General features: G+C 34.4%; 13 protein-coding genes and 1 pseudogene. 13 read left to right on the forward strand and 1 reads right to left on the reverse strand.

Annotated elements, in window-relative coordinates; translation table 11 throughout:
• Positions 1 to 12: 12 nt before the first annotated feature.
• The 7 genes and pseudogenes from J0J69_RS09755 to J0J69_RS13545 form a co-directional block, all read left to right on the forward strand.
• A complete protein-coding gene (locus tag J0J69_RS09755; RefSeq protein ID WP_237252505.1) occupies positions 13 to 2391 on the forward strand; it encodes a YfhO family protein in 2379 nt (792 codons plus the stop codon).
• A gap of 66 nt (positions 2392 to 2457) precedes the next feature.
• On the forward strand, positions 2458 to 3114 hold the full coding sequence (locus J0J69_RS09760) for an LURP-one-related/scramblase family protein (RefSeq protein ID WP_055243354.1): 657 nt from the start codon (positions 2458 to 2460) through the stop codon (positions 3112 to 3114).
• 212 nt (positions 3115 to 3326) lie between these two features.
• Positions 3327 to 4085, forward strand: coding sequence for an alpha/beta fold hydrolase (locus tag J0J69_RS09765; RefSeq protein ID WP_055243355.1), 759 nt, complete (start codon positions 3327 to 3329; stop codon positions 4083 to 4085).
• A gap of 1 nt (position 4086) precedes the next feature.
• Positions 4087 to 5721 carry a UDP-N-acetylmuramoyl-tripeptide--D-alanyl-D-alanine ligase gene (locus tag J0J69_RS09770; RefSeq protein ID WP_068759276.1) on the forward strand — a complete coding sequence of 545 codons (1635 nt, stop codon included), beginning with the start codon at positions 4087 to 4089 and terminating at the stop codon, positions 5719 to 5721.
• A gap of 42 nt (positions 5722 to 5763) precedes the next feature.
• On the forward strand, positions 5764 to 6366 hold the full coding sequence (locus tag J0J69_RS09775; RefSeq protein ID WP_055243357.1) for an NUDIX hydrolase: 603 nt from the start codon (positions 5764 to 5766) through the stop codon (positions 6364 to 6366).
• A gap of 119 nt (positions 6367 to 6485) precedes the next feature.
• Positions 6486 to 7697, forward strand: a complete 1212-nt coding sequence (locus J0J69_RS09780; protein WP_055275553.1) for a D-alanine--D-alanine ligase family protein — start codon at positions 6486 to 6488, stop codon at positions 7695 to 7697.
• A gap of 380 nt (positions 7698 to 8077) precedes the next feature.
• A pseudogene (locus J0J69_RS13545) lies at positions 8078 to 8227 on the forward strand (helix-turn-helix domain-containing protein); the annotation flags it as partial.
• A gap of 187 nt (positions 8228 to 8414) precedes the next feature.
• Here J0J69_RS13545 and clpP read toward each other — a convergent pair.
• Entirely contained in the window at positions 8415 to 9026 is a 612-nt protein-coding gene (clpP, locus tag J0J69_RS09785) for an ATP-dependent Clp endopeptidase proteolytic subunit ClpP (protein ID WP_055243359.1), read from the reverse strand.
• A 312-nt stretch (positions 9027 to 9338) separates the two neighbouring features.
• On the opposite strand from clpP, the gene gap reads away from it, so the two are divergent.
• From gap to J0J69_RS09815, 6 genes are all read left to right on the forward strand, one after another.
• Positions 9339 to 10346 carry a type I glyceraldehyde-3-phosphate dehydrogenase gene (gene gap / locus J0J69_RS09790; RefSeq protein ID WP_055243360.1) on the forward strand — a complete coding sequence of 336 codons (1008 nt, stop codon included), beginning with the start codon at positions 9339 to 9341 and terminating at the stop codon, positions 10344 to 10346.
• A gap of 143 nt (positions 10347 to 10489) precedes the next feature.
• Positions 10490 to 11713, forward strand: coding sequence for a competence/damage-inducible protein A (locus tag J0J69_RS09795; protein ID WP_212725733.1), 1224 nt, complete (start codon positions 10490 to 10492; stop codon positions 11711 to 11713).
• 78 nt (positions 11714 to 11791) lie between these two features.
• The gene (locus J0J69_RS09800) at positions 11792 to 13003 is read left to right on the forward strand and encodes a phosphoglycerate kinase (protein WP_055243362.1); all 1212 of its coding nucleotides are present in this window, start codon (positions 11792 to 11794) and stop codon (positions 13001 to 13003) included.
• A gap of 92 nt (positions 13004 to 13095) precedes the next feature.
• Positions 13096 to 13842 (forward strand): triose-phosphate isomerase, encoded by a 747-nt coding sequence (tpiA, locus tag J0J69_RS09805; protein WP_055243363.1) that lies wholly within the window; start codon positions 13096 to 13098, stop codon positions 13840 to 13842.
• A 146-nt stretch (positions 13843 to 13988) separates the two neighbouring features.
• Positions 13989 to 16823 carry a hypothetical protein gene (locus J0J69_RS09810; protein WP_212725732.1) on the forward strand — a complete coding sequence of 945 codons (2835 nt, stop codon included), beginning with the start codon at positions 13989 to 13991 and terminating at the stop codon, positions 16821 to 16823.
• A gap of 240 nt (positions 16824 to 17063) precedes the next feature.
• Positions 17064 to 17855 carry a hypothetical protein gene (locus tag J0J69_RS09815; RefSeq protein ID WP_055243365.1) on the forward strand — a complete coding sequence of 264 codons (792 nt, stop codon included), beginning with the start codon at positions 17064 to 17066 and terminating at the stop codon, positions 17853 to 17855.
• Positions 17856 to 17871 lie beyond the last annotated feature (16 nt).

Consider the following 17871-nt stretch of genomic DNA (forward strand, 5'->3'; position numbering starts at 1 on the left):
TAGTAAGGTGGGATGTTAGTGTTAAATCATTCAGAATATAGACGGAAAACGTTTCAATATATAGCTTTAATTTTTATCATTGTGTTCTTTGGCTTTATTTTTTCAGGTAACTTTATTTATTCTGTGACAGGGCAGTACGTTGAGAATTATTTGTCCATTTATGCAAATGCTCATGATTTGTTGTTACAAAAAGAAATCCCCATGTGGTCTTTTAACTTCTTCTTAGGAGGCAACTTTTTAGGAGCACAAAATGTTTACTCTTTATATAATCCATTTTTTTTATTAACGTTATTGTTTCCAAGTAGTTTGCTTCCTAAATTATACTTTCCCCTCCTATTTTTAAAGACAATGTTAGCTACTGGGGCACTCTATCTCTATATGAAAGAGACGAAGTGGTTTAAATCTCATACTCTTATTATCGCAAGTATTTTATATCTCTTTAATGGATGGTATCTGAGTAACCTCAGTGAGTTTGTTACGATTGAGCTTCTATTTTTTGTTCCTCTTGTACTTTATGGCGTCGAGAAGCTTCTTTCATCAGGACGGAAACGATACTTTGTAGCAACTTTTTCATTGCTGCTTATTTCGCATTTTACGTTTACCGTGTTATTCTTAGGCTTTTTGGTGGCTTATATTATGATTCGACTTTATAGAGTTCGACAGGAGAATCGAGCGTGCTTTATCGATGATACAAAGAAGTTTTTAGTTTCAATTGTATTGATTATCGGCATTAATATGGTCTTCATTTTACCGCTTTTATTCGCGTCAAATGCTATGTCGATTGAACTGCAGGAGGGAATGACGCTATCCTCTTTATTAGCCCTTTGTCTTAAAGGATTATTCCCACCTCTTCATGAAAATTTTCTAGGATCACTACAGTTATTTCCAAAGAATGTGAATGTTGTGGCGCTTTATCAATCAGTACTAGTTGTATTAATGCTTCCACAGTTTGTGAAATTGATAGGTAAGAGGGAAAGAAAATTAATCATTTTTTCTTATAGTGTCATCCTGTTTACTGTGTTTATCACTCAGTCACTTGAACTTGTCAATATTACCTCACTAGCACCATTAAATACGAATGTTATTTCCATCTTATTAATTTTATTTAATGCGTTAATGACGGCTTATTCCTTAAATGATGTCCGCTTAATGGATACGAAGTTATTAAAACAAACTTGTATCACGTTTAAATGTTTATTATTTTCGGTATTAGGCTTCGTATTACTTTTTGAGTTACATATGAAATATGGGGAAATTTCGCAATGGACCGTAGCGAAAGTAGTGGATGAGCTGATTATCTTATCGCCTTATTTGATGCTTTATTTAATAATGATTTTGACGATATCTTTTTATCGCTTTCTTTTAATTCGAATAGCTAAAGAAGATGAATCACTTAGTTCAAAGACAATTTTTTTCATCTTAATGTTAGAGTGCATGATAGTGTCTTACATCTATTTTGCAACGAATAGTGAACGCTCTATCTTAGTGGAAAACTATATGATAGATCAAGAATCGATTAGTAATAACACTGGTGCAGTGGCGGATTATTTGCAAACGATGGATCCAGAGTTTTATCGAATTATTAATAGTTATGAAATTCAATACAATGAGCCATTGTATCAAGGTTATAATGGATTCTCAATTGCGAATCCATATCTCGTTTTATCTTCGCAAGATGTATCATGGATGCTGAATGAACAGGTTGAGAATAGTTTATCTATTGCAACCACTGATTATATGTTAACGACAGCATTATCTGCAAAGTATTATTTTACACCGGATTATGAGGTGCCGCTTCCAGGCTATCAATATTATGATCGAATTGAGGGAATCACGATTTTTAAGAATAATTATTTTGTTCCTGTTGGAACGAGTAGTCCGTATTATATACTTGAGTCAGATTTTAAAAAACTTAATCGAGCACAGCAACATTACGTGTTTTTAAAATGTATTGTTTTAGAGAACGAAAGTTTGGCGGATATTTATCATCTGCAGCCGTTTAATACAACAGAGCTTCCTGAGCAACCGGGTGAAATTCAATATTTTGAAGCCGCTCAGTTACGTCAAAGTTTTGGTGTTGAAGCGGTTGAATATGCTCAGAATACGATTACACACCAATACGTGACTAGCTCACCACAATTGATTACGTATGCCATTCCTTATAATAAAGGGTGGAGGGCCTATGCTAATGGCAAAGAAGTTCCAATTTATGAAGTGAATGATGGTTTTATTGGTGTGGGGATTGAAACAGCTGGTAAGTATGAGATTGAATTAACGTATCGTTCGCCAGGCTTTGATCTTGGATTCTCGGTTTCAGCTATTACAAGTTTAATTATTGTATCAAGTTTTTATCGTAGTTATGAAGTTCGTCGCAAAGTTGCCTCAAAGTAATTTGAGGCAATTTTTTATAAAAGAGTGTGTATACTAAAAGTAGTTTGAAAAATAAGGGTGAATATTATGAAATTAAGTCGTAAGTGGATTAGTTGTTTAATCATGGTACTTCTGTTTTGTGGAAGTATTTTAAACTGTCGAGCCGAAAGTAGTGATATCTCTACAGATTTACTCGTCCAGTTAAACGAGGCATCAACCATTATGGTGAAAAAGAGTTGGTTTTCATTTAATAAAAATTATCAGGTTTATATCGATGGTGAAAAAGTAGGCGAAATTCAGGGGCTTTATTTCAATATTTTAGGTGAGCGACTCATACTTAAAGACCTTGATGGTGAGGTGTATGCGTCAGAACAACAGATTAAGCGGTGGAATGTCAGGTTGAATCGCTTGGCGCAAGTCTATAATGGAGCGGATGAAACGGTTGGCTTTATAGGGGAACAGGTTGTTCGTGACTTCTTTCGCTTTGGAAAGACGTTTCATTTTTATGATGTTAATCGTGGAGAGATTGCAGTATCAAAGCAGAAAATTTTTCATATTTTCCCTGAGTATGTGATTGAGGATTTGACGGGTGAAAAGTTGTATAAGGTAAAGAAAAAGTTCTCATTATTTAGAACAACTTATGAAATTACGGTTTATAATCCAAATGTTTTACCCGTTGAGCAGACATTGTTTTTAACCGTTATTTTGAATTCAATTAATGAATCAGATAAAGATACTGAATAAAAGGAAGAATGGTACGATTCTTCCTTTTTAATTGCGTATGATAACTTTGAGGAAATTAAGTTAAATTTAGCAAAAAAAAGTGTCTAGTATTAGCACAAATCTTGTAAGATCTTATTAATAAATGTAAATCTTAGTTTTTTTTTGATATACCCTTAAATTTTATGGACGATTGTCATATAATAGTAAAGACTATAGTTGAGGAGTGATGAACCATGTTCATTAAGATAGATGATTTAAATATTTATTATGAAGTAGAGGGGCAAGGCCACCCGATTTTGTTATTACATGGATGGGGGCAAAGTGTTGCTGCATTTAAGCCAGTATTTGATTATTTGAAACAAAATTTTCAGGTATATAGTTTAGATTTTCCTGGTTTTGGTCAAAGTGATGAACCAAAAACTGTATGGTCTGTCTATGATTATGCCGATATGGTAGAGAAATTTATAAAACAGCTTGAGATTAAGAGCCCAACAATTTTCGGACATTCTTTTGGTGGACGTGTTGGGATTATTTATGCTGGGCGCCAAAATGATTTAAATAAGTTAGTTTTAGTTGATAGTGCTGGAATTAAACCAAAGCGTGGATTCGACTATTATGCTCGTGTTTATACGTATAAGTTAGGTAAAAAGGTTTTAAGCTTACCGGGATTACGTGCTTATAAAGAGAAAATGATGGAGAATGCGGGATCATCGGATTATAAGAATGCAACCCCTATGATGCGTCAAATCATGAGTAAGGTAGTTAATGAAGATTTACAACATTTAATGCCTTCAATCCAAGTAGAAACATTACTTGTTTGGGGCGATTTAGACGATGCAACGCCATTAAGTGATGCAAAGATTATGGAGAAAAAGATTCCTGGAGCGGGACTTGTTGTTTTCCCTGGAGCGGGACACTACTCTTATTTAGATTGTTTAGGACAATTTTTACGTGTGATTGATGTCTTCTTAGAGAAAGAAAGAGGTGAATAAGATGGGTATTATTATGGCAGTTTTATTAGGAGTTTTAAGTTTATTTTTACTTTGGACGTTATGGGGGCGTATGGCTCATGCCCTTCAGATGTTACAACAATGTCATTATATGAATGATCGCTTTACAACTTGGATTGCCGGGCATCGTTTAGTGGCGTTACCTGTCCCGTTATCTGTGTTAGTTATTGCATATTGGGTTTTAGTAGTGGTGAGCTTTTTATTCCCAATGCCAGGTTCTATTTTAACAATTGGCACAGTTGTGATTGGAGTCTTAGGTCTTGGAATTATTAAGATTAGTAGTGGTGTTTCAAAAGAATCAAAAAAACCGTTGAAAATTACAGCTCGTGTTTGGCGTATTATTGCAACGGGATCTATTTTAATGTTATTAATCGCTGGCTTAGGTTCATTCTTCCTTGGAGCGAATGGCTTAATGCTACTTTCACAAATCGCTGGCTGGTTATTAACGTTTAATTTATTCGCTTATGTAGTAATGCTACTTGCGAATGAGATTAATAAGCCAATGGAGAATAGTATCCGTTTAGGATTTATTAATGATGCGCGTCGTATTGTGAAAGAGTCTCCTTCATTAGATGTGATTGGTGTAACAGGAAGCTATGGTAAAACAAGTACAAAACATGCATTAAATGCGATTTTATCAGAGCAATTTAATACGTTAATGACGCCTGAAAGTTATAATACTCCAATGGGAATTACGATTACAATTCGTAATTATTTAAAACCAATTCATAGTAAGTTCATTGCCGAAATGGGTGCTTACAAAGTCGGAGAGATTAACGAGTTATGTGAAATTGCATATCCTAAGTATGGAGTTTTAACATCAGTAGGTCCACAGCACTTAGAAACATTTAAAACAATTGATAATGTGAAACAAACTAAGTTTGAGTTAATTGAGTACTTACCTGAGGACGGAATTGGATTTATTAATATTGATGATGAAAATATTCGTGATTACTATGAGAATAAGTTTTCGGGAAAATGTACGGTCTACACTTATGGAATCGAACGTGAAGCAGATTATCGAGCAGGTGATATTGTTGTTAGTGAAAAAGGAACCACGTTTAATGTGACATTCCGTGATGGAAGTGTTCATCAGTTCCAAACGAAATTATTAGGTCGTCATAATATTTATAATACGGTAGCGAGTATTGCTTTAGGGAATGAGTTGGGAATTCCAGTTGAAAAAATGAAAGTCGCTGTTCGTAAAATGAAACCTGTGACTCATCGTTTAGAGTTACGTCGTAATGGGAACTTTACGATTATTGATGATGCTTTTAATTCAAATCCAGTTGGATCTAAGATGGCACTTGAAGTGTTAGGACAAATGAATGGTAAACGCATTGTGCTAACACCAGGGATGGTCGATTTAGGAACAGCACAATATGAGTTAAATAAAGCTTTTGGAACATATATGAAAGATACATGTGATCATGTTATTCTAGTTGGTAAAAAACAAACAGAACCAATTCAAGAAGGTTTAAAAGAAGTTGGATTCCCAGAAGAGCGTGTAACAGTAGCTGAGAATTTAACAGAAGCATTCAAAGTAATGTATGAAGTCGTTGAACCAGGAGCGTTTGTCTTAATTGAAAATGATTTGCCTGAATTATTCGCTGAATAGTCAGTTCGTTATTTATTTTCATATAGAAAGTAGGGAAGCGGGATGGATAATCAATTTTTAGAGTTTATTAAAAAAGTTCAGTCAATTGCACAAATTGGATTATCATTTTCAACAGATCCGTATGCAGTGGATAATTATGAAGAGTTAAAGAAGATTAGTGTGAAGATGTTACACGATTATACATCATTACCAATGAATGAATGCAACTTATATAAAGATTTCATATATCCAACCCCACAACCTGCCGTTCGTTCAATGGTTATTAAAAATCATCAGCTATTACTCGTTAAAGAGAAAGATAGTGGTCTTTGGTCACTACCAGGTGGATGGTGTGATATTGATTGCACACCGAAGGAAACAGCTATTAAGGAAACGTTCGAGGAATCTGGTTATGTAATTGATTGTACGAAACTGTTAGCGGTGTTTGACAGACGACATTATATTAAAAAATCATTATATGATGTATATTGTCTATATTTCCTGGGGAATGTCGTAGCGGGAGAGGCAAAATGTAATCATGAGACGGAGGATATTGGATGGTTTGATATTTCAGAACTACCGCCATTGTCTCGAAAGAATTCAATCGAAGAGATTGAAAAGGCGTATAAAGTTTATACGGAAGATTTAGAAACATATTTTGAGTAATTAAAGCAAAAAATTGTTTCTTATGACAGTGATTTCTTGATAAAATAGACGTATGTATTTGCGTTCAGATACGGTATACTTGAAGAAGATACTAAACTTAGATTAAAGGGGGCTTCCTCATGAAGTTAAAAGTTGGTGTATTTTTCGGTGGTGAATCGGTAGAGCACGAAATTTCAATTATTTCTGCTAACCAAGCAATGCATGCCATCGATAAAACAAAATATGATGTCGTACCAGTTTATTTATCTAAAAAACGCGAATGGTACACAGGTGAAGCATTATTTGATGTGAAAGAATATAAAAATTTGGATGCATTATTAAAAAAATGTCAACGTATTGTCATTGTTCCTAATAATGGTAAAATTCAAATTGAACGTTATCCTGCTAAAAAATTCGGAAACAATGTTGTAAATACAATCGATGTTGCGATTCCAGTTATTCACGGAACAAATGGTGAGGATGGAGCCTTACAAGGATTCTTTGAATTAAACGGAATTCCTTATTCGGGATGTGAGGTAGCTGCCGCTGCTGTTGGTCAAGATAAAGTGTTTATGAAAAACATTTTACGTGATTCAGGATTACCGATTACAAACTATGTGTGGTATTATTCATCAGATTGGTTTGCTGACCAAGAAGCTTGTTTAGATGCTATTGAAGAAAAATTAACATATCCAGTTATGATTAAACCTGCTAGCTTAGGTTCAAGTGTTGGAATTTCTAAAGCAAATGACCGTGCGTCATTAGAAGAAGGAATTACAGAAGCAATTAGCTATGATAAAAAATTCATCGTTGAAGAAATGGTTACTCAATTAGTTGAGGTTAACTGTTCGGTTATCGGAGATTTCTCTTCTGCTAAACCTTCTGTTTTAGAAGAAGTTATGGGTTCTGATGAATTTTTAAGCTTCCGTGATAAATATGAGGGGGGAGGAGGTTCTAAAGGTGCTAAAACTGGAGGAACTAAATCTCAAGGGATGGCAAGTACAAATCGTATTATCCCTGCTCGTTTAACGGATGAAGGAACAAAATACGTTCAAGATCTTGCGGTACAAACATTCCGCGTGTTAGGAAGTGCAGGGGTTGCTCGTATCGACTTCTTAATCAATGCTGAAAATAATGAAGTATATGTTAACGAAATTAATACAATTCCAGGATCATTATCATTCTACTTATGGGAAAAAACAGACCGTAACTTCACAGAATTAATGACTAGCTTAGTGGAATTAGCATTAAAACGTCAACGTGAACGTGAAAGCTTAACATTCTCATTCGAATCTAACGTTCTTGCTTTACAGGGTGCAGGAACAAAAGGAGCGAAAGGAACAAAAGCCTAAGCGGTAACTTAACTATTAAAAATGAAAAAGCTATGTTTTAGACAAATGTTGATTTGGAGACAGAGGTTGTTTAAACAACTTAATAGATTAAGAATTCCTTACGCTAGTTAACGTTTGGATTTCCTTGTTTAATGACAATACTTCTTAAAATATAGCCATGAAAAAGAGATTTCACTTATGAAATCTCTTTTTTTAGATGGAAAATATATAATGGTTAAAAAATTGAAAGATTGTAAATAACTATTGATGGAGGGGGAGCTAAGATGAATGTTATTGCTGTATCAACAATTTTTAGAAATGAGGGATTCCTATTGAAGTTTAATGATAGGTTATTGGATTTAACGAAGTGAAGAGGATTATCGTAGGATGAATTAGGGGAACTTTTAAATACATCGAGACAAACTATTTCTAAGTGGGAAAATAGCATTTCTTATCCTGATTTTCATCGTTTAATTCTTTTCAGTGATTTCTTTAATGTTTCATTAGATGGATTCATGAAAGGAGAACAAATTGTAATATCTCATCTTTAAAATTGCTTAAAGTCAACTTTAATCAGTTAAGAGATAGAATGAAAAAATTGAAGAAAATAGATATGTTTAGTATATTTTTTGATGTTATGATTGGGTTATTATTACTTAGATTTATTTTATCTTGTTTAGAGTCTATATTTTAGCTTTCTAGCAAAAAAAGTAGAGAATTTAATCTCTACTTTTTGAATTATTTATTATCTGCTGAAATGTCCACTGGACGAACAACAACTTGGTCAACTAAACCGTAAGCTACAGCTTCTTCAGCTGACATGAAGTTATCTCGTTCAGTATCTTGCTCGATTTTTTCAAGTGGTTGACCTGTTTGAGCAGATAAGATGTTATTTAATTTATCACGAGTTTTTAAAATGTGTTTTGCAGCAATGGCAATTTCAGTGGCTTGTCCTTGTGCTCCACCAAGTGGTTGATGAATCATGACTTCGCTGTTAGGTAAAGCATAGCGTTTACCTTTAGCACCCGCTGAAAGTAAGAAAGCACCCATTGACGCTGCCATCCCAACGCAGATTGTTGATACATCACATTTGATGTAGTTCATTGTATCAAAGATAGCAAATCCTGCTGTAACTGATCCACCAGGACTATTAATATAAAGGTTGATATCTTTATCTGGATCTTCTGCAGCTAAGAATAAAAGTTGAGCAACAACGATGTTTGCTGTATAATCGTTAATTTCACCACTTAACATGATGATACGATCTTTTAATAAGCGAGAATAAATATCATATGCACGCTCACCGTGAGCTGTTTGTTCAATGACTGTCGGTACTAAATAACTACTCATAAGGCACCCCTCTTTTTATAAAAATTTCTATAGCACATTTTACCACAACTGGACAAAAAAATATAGCATTGCGTCGGCCATACTCTATTTTAATGTTGTGAGTGGTAATATATTCATTTTTAAGTAAAAATTCTTAAACATTTTTGTTAAGCATTTGTTATTATAAACGCTTACATTAGTTTATAACTTGATTATCATGGTACAAATTGTTAGAATAAAAATGTAGTAATTTTTCACAATATATTATGTGTGTTAAAATACACGTAATGTGAAAAATGACCAATTTTATAATATCTTAGGAGGAATCTTCACATGGCTGTTAAAGTAGCGATTAATGGATTCGGGCGTATCGGACGCTTAGCTTTACGTTTAATGATCGAAAACAATGACTTCGAAGTAGTTGCAATCAACGACTTAACTGATGCTAAAACATTAGCTCATTTATTCAAATATGATTCAGCTCAAGGACGTTTCAACGGAGAAATCGAAGTTAAAGAAGGTGCTTTCGTTGTTAACGGTAAAGAAATCAAAGTAACTGCTGAGCGTAACCCTGCAGACTTACCTTGGGGAGAATTAGGAGTAGACGTAGTATTAGAATGTACTGGATTCTTCACTTCTCAAGAAAAAGCTGGATTACACTTAGAAGCAGGAGCTAAAAAAGTAGTTATCTCTGCACCAGCTACAGGAGATATCAAAACTGTAGTTTACAATGTAAACCAAGATATCTTAGACGGAACTGAAACAGTTATCTCAGGAGCTTCTTGTACAACTAACTGTTTAGCTCCAATGGCTAAAGTATTAAACGACAAATATGGTGTACAAAAAGGATTCATGACTACAATCCATGCTTACACTAATGACCAAAATACATTAGATGCTCCTCACGGAAAAGGTGACTTACGTCGTGGACGTGCAGCTGCTGCATCAATCGTTCCAAACTCAACAGGAGCTGCTAAAGCTATCGGTTTAGTAATTCCTGAATTAAACGGAAAATTAGACGGTGGAGCTCAACGTGTTCCAGTAATCACTGGTTCATTAACTGAGTTAGTATGTACTTTAAACACTAAAGTAACTGCTGCTGAAATCAACGAAGCAATGAAAGCTGCTGCTAACGAATCATTCGGATACACTGAAGATGAAATCGTTTCAGCTGACGTAATCGGAATTTCTTACGGATCATTATTCGATGCTACTCAAACTAAAGTTATGGAAGTTAACGGAGAGCAATTAGTTAAAGTTGCTGCTTGGTATGACAACGAAATGTCTTACACTAACCAATTAATCCGTACTTTAGGATACTTCGCTTCTTTAATTAAATAATTTTAGTTAAGCGATATTTTTGGAAAGCTATCCCATTTCGGGATAGCTTTTTTTATTATTTTCATTAGAATAGAGTTAGATGGATTTTTCTAAGTTAGAATAAAAAAACTGAAATAGGTCATGTTAAACAAGAGGTGAGCGGTGTGAATGTTGCGATTTTAGCGATTGGTAATGAAGTGCTGTCTGGTAAAACGATTAATACGAATAGTGCTTTTATTGCAAAACAAGTAGAACAGTTAGGTGGAAAAGTAACTCATCAACAAGTAGTTCCTGATCTAGAGGATGAAATTGCTCGAGGGTTAGAGATTGCATATACCTATGCGGATTTAGTGATTACTATTGGTGGATTAGGACCAACGGTAGATGATTTATCACGTGAAGGGGTTGCAAAGTATTTTAAAACAGAACTAGTTTATGACGATGAGATTTATGAAGGTATTTGTGAGTATTTCAGACGTAGCAATAGAGAAATTCCAAATAATAATCATCGTCAAGCTTATAAGTTTAAAGAAGGACTAGTTTTACCCAATAATAATGGAACAGCACCGGGATTATTTTTAAAGCAGGATAATAAATCAGTTTTCCTATTACCTGGACCTCCAGCAGAGCTTGAATTAATGTTTTCAGAGAGTGTAAGACCTTATTTTATTGATCAGATTAAGGAGCGTAAGATTAGTAATAGCTACCGTTTATGTGGAATTGGAGAGTCTTATGCAGAAGAAATGATTTTACACTTATATGGACGTTACCCTCATCTAAATATTGCACCTTATTGTGCTCCTGATAAAGTAGATTATATTGTTTCTACAGTGGATGCTTATGAAGAGGATTTAAGAGCCTTTGATGAAGAGTTTAAAGAAATTATGAAGGATTACTATATTGGAGATCAAAATACAGATCTTGCAACAGAAATTGTGCGCTTGCTTAAGGAAAAGCAATTAAAAATAGCAACGGCTGAAAGTTGCAGTGGTGGTCTTCTTTCATCGACTCTTGTGAACGTTTCAGGAGCATCTAGCGTCTTTTTAGAAGGAATCGTGACATATAGTTATGAGTCAAAATTAAATCGTTTAAACATTGATGTGAATCGTTTAATGGAGTTTGGCGCAGTTTCTGAGGAGATTGCACACGATATGGCATTCAATTTAGAAAAGTTAACGGGTGCTGATATCACAGTTGGTGTAACTGGAATTGCAGGACCAGGTGGTGGAAGTGAGTTAAAACCAGTTGGTCTAGTTTATATCGCGATTAATGTATGCGGTCAAATTTTCTTAAAATCATACATTTTTAATGGAAATCGTGAAAAAATAAGACAGCGCACAGTAGCGGAAGCTTTATATTGGCTTCACCATTATATAAAAGCGCTTTAATAGAAGGTAATGTTTGAATTATATGTAAAAAAGCGTTAAAATAATATTGTGAAAAATAATTTAAGGAGGACTCATCACATGAACAAAAAAACTGTTAAAGATGTTGAGTTAAATGGAAAGAAAGTCCTTGTACGTGTAGACTTCAACGTACCAATGAAAGACGGAAAAATTACAAATGACAACCGTATTGTAGCTGCATTACCTACAATCAAATACATCTTAGAAAATGGTGGACGTGCTATTTTATTCTCTCACTTAGGAAAAATCAAATCTGAAGAAGATAAAGCATCTAAATCATTACGTCCAGCTGCTGAGCGTTTAGCTGAGTTATTAGGACAAGACGTTAAATTCATCCCTGAAACTCGTGGAGCTGAATTAGAGGCTGCTATCGCTGAGTTAAAAGATGGAGAAGTTTTAATGTTCGAAAACACTCGTTTCGAAGATTTAGATGGTAAAAAAGAATCTAAAAATGATCCTGAGTTAGGTAAATACTGGGCTTCTTTAGGAGATATCTTCGTAAATGACGCATTCGGTACTGCACACCGTGCTCATGCATCAAACGTTGGAATCTCTGCTAACTTAGAAGCTGTAGCTGGATTCTTATTAGAAAAAGAAATCGAATTTATCGGTGGAGCTGTTGATGCGCCTCAACGTCCAATGGTTGCTATCTTAGGTGGAGCTAAAGTATCTGATAAAATCGGAGTTATCGAAAACTTATTAGATAAAGCTGACAAAGTATTAGTTGGTGGAGGAATGATGTTCACATTCCTTAAAGCTCAAGGTAAAAACATTGGTAAATCTTTATGTGAAGAAGATAAATTAGAATTAGCAAAAGCTTTACTAGAAAAAGGTGGAGACAAATTAGTTTTACCTATCGATACAGTTGCTGCTAAAGAATTCTCTAACGATACTGAGTTCCGCGTAGTTTCAGTTGATGCATTAGCTGATGACGAAATGGGATTAGATGTTGGACCTGCTACTGTTGAGTTATTCTCTAATGTATTAAAAGATGCTAAAACAGTTGTATGGAATGGACCAATGGGTGTATTCGAAATGTCTAACTTCGCTAAAGGAACTATCGGTGTATGTGAAGCTATCGCTAACTTAGAAGGTGCTATCACAATCATCGGTGGTGGAGATTCAGCTGCTGCTGCAATGCAATTAGGATACGCTGACAAATTCTCTCACATCTCAACAGGTGGAGGAGCTTCTTTAGAGTATTTAGAAGGTAAAGAATTACCAGGTGTTGCTTCATTAAGCGATAAATGCTGTGGATGCGGATGTAAATAATTTTTTAAACTAAACTCAAAGGAATTCACCTTTTTGTGAATTCCTTTTTTCCGACAAGATACATACTAAAATATTTAATAGAGGTGAGTTTCATGAGAAAACCAATCATCGCAGGAAACTGGAAAATGAACAAAAACTATGATGAAGCTGTAGAATTCATCAAAGCTGTAGCAGATAAAGTGCCAAGCTCAGATAAAGTAGAAACTGCTATCTGTGCTCCAGCATTATACTTACGTTCATTAGTTGAACATCAAGGAGAAAACTTACGTATTGGTGCTCAAAATATGCACTTCGAAGCTAACGGTGCATTCACTGGAGAAATCGCTCCAGGTATGTTAAAAGACTTAGGAGTAACTTATGTTATCTTAGGACACAGTGAGCGTCGTGAAATGTTCAACGAAACTGATGAAACAGTTAACAAAAAAACTCATGCAGCATTTGCTAACGGATTAGTTCCAATCGTTTGCTGTGGGGAATCTTTAGAAGAGCGTGAAAATGGAACAACTAACCAAGTAGTTGATTCTCAAATCAAACGCGCTTTAGAAGGATTATCATTAGAGCAAGTTAAAGAAACAGTTATCGCATATGAACCAATCTGGGCTATCGGAACTGGATTAACTGCTACTAACGAGCAAGCTAACGAAACTATCGGATACATCCGTTCAGTTGTAGCTCGCGAACATGGTCAAGAAGCTGCTGATGCTATCCGTATCCAATACGGTGGATCAGTTAAACCTAGCACAGTTGCTGGTTTAATGGCTCAACCAGAAATCGATGGAGCTTTAGTTGGTGGAGCTTCTTTAGATGTTGAATCATTCTTAGGATTATTAGAATTCTAATATTAACTTGATAGATAAAAGTCATCTTCTTTTAGAAGATGGCTTTTTTGATTTCTTGATTTGTTAGTTCGCCCAATTTCTACATAATTAGTTTATAATCGTAAATACTAATTGAAGTAAATTAACAATTATTTGAGGTGATTGGGATGAAGTTGAAGCGACTTTTTTTATTTGGATTATCTGCTATTTGTTTTATAATGACGGTTGCTTTTGGATCTCAAACCGTAAGTGCACAAGAAACAAAGTCAGAAACTCTTTATAAATATATTCAGGCAACACATGATATTCCATATCTACCAGTTAGCTATCAGTATACAGATTGGCGTGAACGAGCGACAAAGTTTAACGAGATGTTATTTAATATGAAGGACTATAATCTGATGTTTCTTGAAAAAGAATCTAAGAATACGGGGCGAGAATCCATTGGGATTGTGAGTTACACAGATGAAGAAAGAAAAGGTGAATATACACAAGCTTTAACCTTAATAGGTGCTTTATTATCAGCAGAGAAGCTTAATAAGGAGAGAATTGGTGAGGAGCAATTAAATAATTTAGTTCAGTTTGTTGAGTCTTACTACAATATTGAAAATGGTGAAGGAACTCTATTGAATTATCAAAATATGGATAGTACGGAGTTGAGTTTTTGGCAACAAATCTATCCTGCCCTAGCTTACTTCATGTTAATGGATCGTTATGAGGCGACTGTAGATTCCGATGCAATGCTTCGAAATATTGCGGATACATGGTATGAAGTCGTGATGGATTTAGGTGGCTCAGATGGAATTGTTGATTTTGGATATACGGGATATGACTTTAAAAATAAATGTCCTTTTGATAACGGTGAATGGATAGAACCGGATGCTGCAGCAGGAATTGCTTTACTTCAATATTATGCATTTGAGAAGTTTAATGATCGAAAGTATATTAAAGCAGCAACGCTGTGTATGAATTATATGGACGAATTCCAACGAAATCCTGGCTATGAACTGCTTTATTTATATCTTCCATATTTATCAGCACGTTTGAATTCAGTTGAAGAATATCATTTTAATACCGCGAAATATATGGAATTTTTCTTCACTGAAAGTGACTATCGCCATGAATATGGAACATTTAATGGAGATTTTGCAACAGGATTAATCGGGGAGCGTACACAGTATGGAGGAACACCATATTCGTTTCAAAGTATTGTCGGAGCAACAGCCTTAGTACCTATGTTAAAGTATGATCAACGCTACGCTGTTGAAGTTGGTCGTTACTTATTACAAGTGACTCAAAATCTAAACCTTTTTTATGATGTAGATGATCCCGTTTACGGTAATTTAATTCCGATGGAAAAAGTACAAAAAGATAATGAAACAGCCAATCAAAGATTATCTGTTTTAAGTGGTGCTTATTTAGGGCTATTAGCTGCGATGATTGAACCGACAAATGTAGAAGGAATTTTAAAGACCGATTTAAATACAAATGAGTATTATGTCGATAAGGAAAAACAAAATCCACTATTTTTATTATTTAACCCTCATGATGAAGAAAAGGTCGTTAATTACCGAGTTACAACTGACGGAACTGTTGATTTATATGATTTAGTCAGTCATACATTTATTGAACAAAATGTAACGAAAGAAACAGAGATTCAAATTAAGTCAACTGAAGCAGTTATTGTGCTTGAAATTCCAGTAGACGAAGGAGATAATCAGTACAAAATTGATCGTAAAGTCGAACATAGTGTCACTGCTAATGTGCCTGTAGCAACAAATATTGTGGGAATCTCACAGTACGAACCGATTTCTGATAATTATCCAATTGATTTAGAAATTAAATCAACGGATGATGCAGCTGTTTCGGATATTACGATTTATATTGATGGTCGACCTGTCTTTAAAAATGTGACTTATACACAACCTTATGTAGTTAAAGTCGATGAATTAGTTAATGGTTATCATTTACTTGAAGCAAAGGTAACAACGAATACAGGTGTTAAAGATTATTCATATGCTCGAATCTTTATTCAGAAAGAGGAAAATCCCTATTTAATTAATGCTCATGCTCACGATCTTGCAAATTGGACATCTTATAAAGAGGGGTCTATTCAATTACGTGAGGAATATAAAGAGGTTGTAATTGGTCGTAAAAGTAATGGTGGTGCAATTAGCGAACCCTTTGAGATTGACTTTAGCCAAGTCCCAATGCTAGATTTACAAGTTGAAGGATTCACAGGAACATGGTCATTGATTTTGAAAGATGTATCCACAGATCAAGAGTTTTATTTGTTAAAGGATAGTACTGAATCTGGACATATTATTACAAGTATGAGCTACGCTTTAAATAAATTAAATTCAGGAAGGTTTAGTTTATTAGGGAAACATGAGGTGCAGTTAGCGATTGTTGGAGATAGTGATGATTCAGATGTTACAGTTAATAGTGTTCGTATTTTTAATCAGGGATTACAACCTCTTAAAGAACGTGAATGGAAATCATCATTTACGACTCAAAAAATTACACACTGGCAATCACGACTTAATGCTCTGGCAAAAATTAATTATTATCAAGGAACAGCTAATGTGCTTAATTTAAATCCTAATGGTAACGGAGGAATGCAGACGAGTTACTTCGAGGTTGACTTGAGTAAAAAACCTCAGTTCAAAATAAAGGTCGAAGAAGCTGATCAATTATGGTCATTGCTTGTTTATGTTGAAAGCAGTGATCGAGGTTATTATTTACAATATCCAACAAATAAGACAAGTACATTTACTTACGATATTAATAAAACTTTAGAGAAGGCATTATCAAAAGAAGAATTAGAAAGTAAGTTAAATCTTCAGTTTTGGATTATCTCAAATGGTGAGTATGGTTCTGAAGTGAAGATTGATTATTTACGCTTAGAGTATTCAAAAAATTGGATCGAGCTAATTGCGATTGGTACAATAGCTATCCTAAGTGTGATAGCCATCTGTGTTAATCTTAATAAAAATTCTTAAGAAGTAGAAAGGATTCTTGAATTGATTTCAGGGGTCCTTTTTTTATTATGTCAAATGCTAGTTGTGATTTTAGTAGTAAACATTTTTTATGTAGTATTATTTTAAACCTTATTTATGATAGGTATTTAGGAACATGATTCCCTATGTACTAATAATTTTGGATAAATTTTGTAGAGGTTTATCGAGTGGACCCTGTTGGGTATAAAATTATGGTAAAATAATAGAGGGGGTGGAGCCTTAATGATTATTAAAACTGAGATTATTGATTCATTTTTAGAACATGGAAATTTAGATGCAGTAAAGGAACATTGGATTTATCATACAATTGTACCTGGACAATATACATTTGAAGAACCATCATATGTGAATAAAGAGCTATTAGTTCATTTATATGAGACTATTCAAAATAGATTATATAATTTCAAACCATTAAATGAAGCATTATGGCACCAAGTATTTGGTGATATGCAAATTCCAGATACAACTGCAATTTATTTAATTGCTGGATCACCGAAACCTTATGATGGAGTCGTCAGGGAAGATCAGTCTGGAATGCGTTGCATTATTTTAGATTTAGTCCGTTTATGTACGTATGCTGATAGTTTAGAGGAACTTGATTTCATTGCAGCTGATTTTCTAACGCATGAGCTTTCACATGTCTTAATGAGCCAAAGATATCCATACTCTAAGCATTTACCAAAGGTTAATGTCTTAAAACAACTTGTCTTTGATGAAGGAATTGCACATTTCCTATCATATAAAGAGGATGTCTTATCATTAGATTGGCATACAGACAAAATGAACAATAGACGTGAGTCAGTGTATCAAAAATTACGCTATTACTTAACACAAGAATATGCCTTAACTCCCGAAGCATTCTCGAAAGCAAATACAGGTTCATTCTGGGACAAGTATGCCTCAATCTCAGGAATGTTCGCTGTAATTTCATATTGTGAACAAGGCGGAAAACTTGAAGAATTACTCGATAAAGGACCTAATGCTTTACTAGAAATCATAGAAAAAGGTATCTGATAATAAATTCAGATAC

It is taken from the genome of Turicibacter bilis (assembly GCF_024499055.1).
Lineage (GTDB): Bacteria > Bacillota_I > Bacilli_A > MOL361 > Turicibacteraceae > Turicibacter > Turicibacter bilis.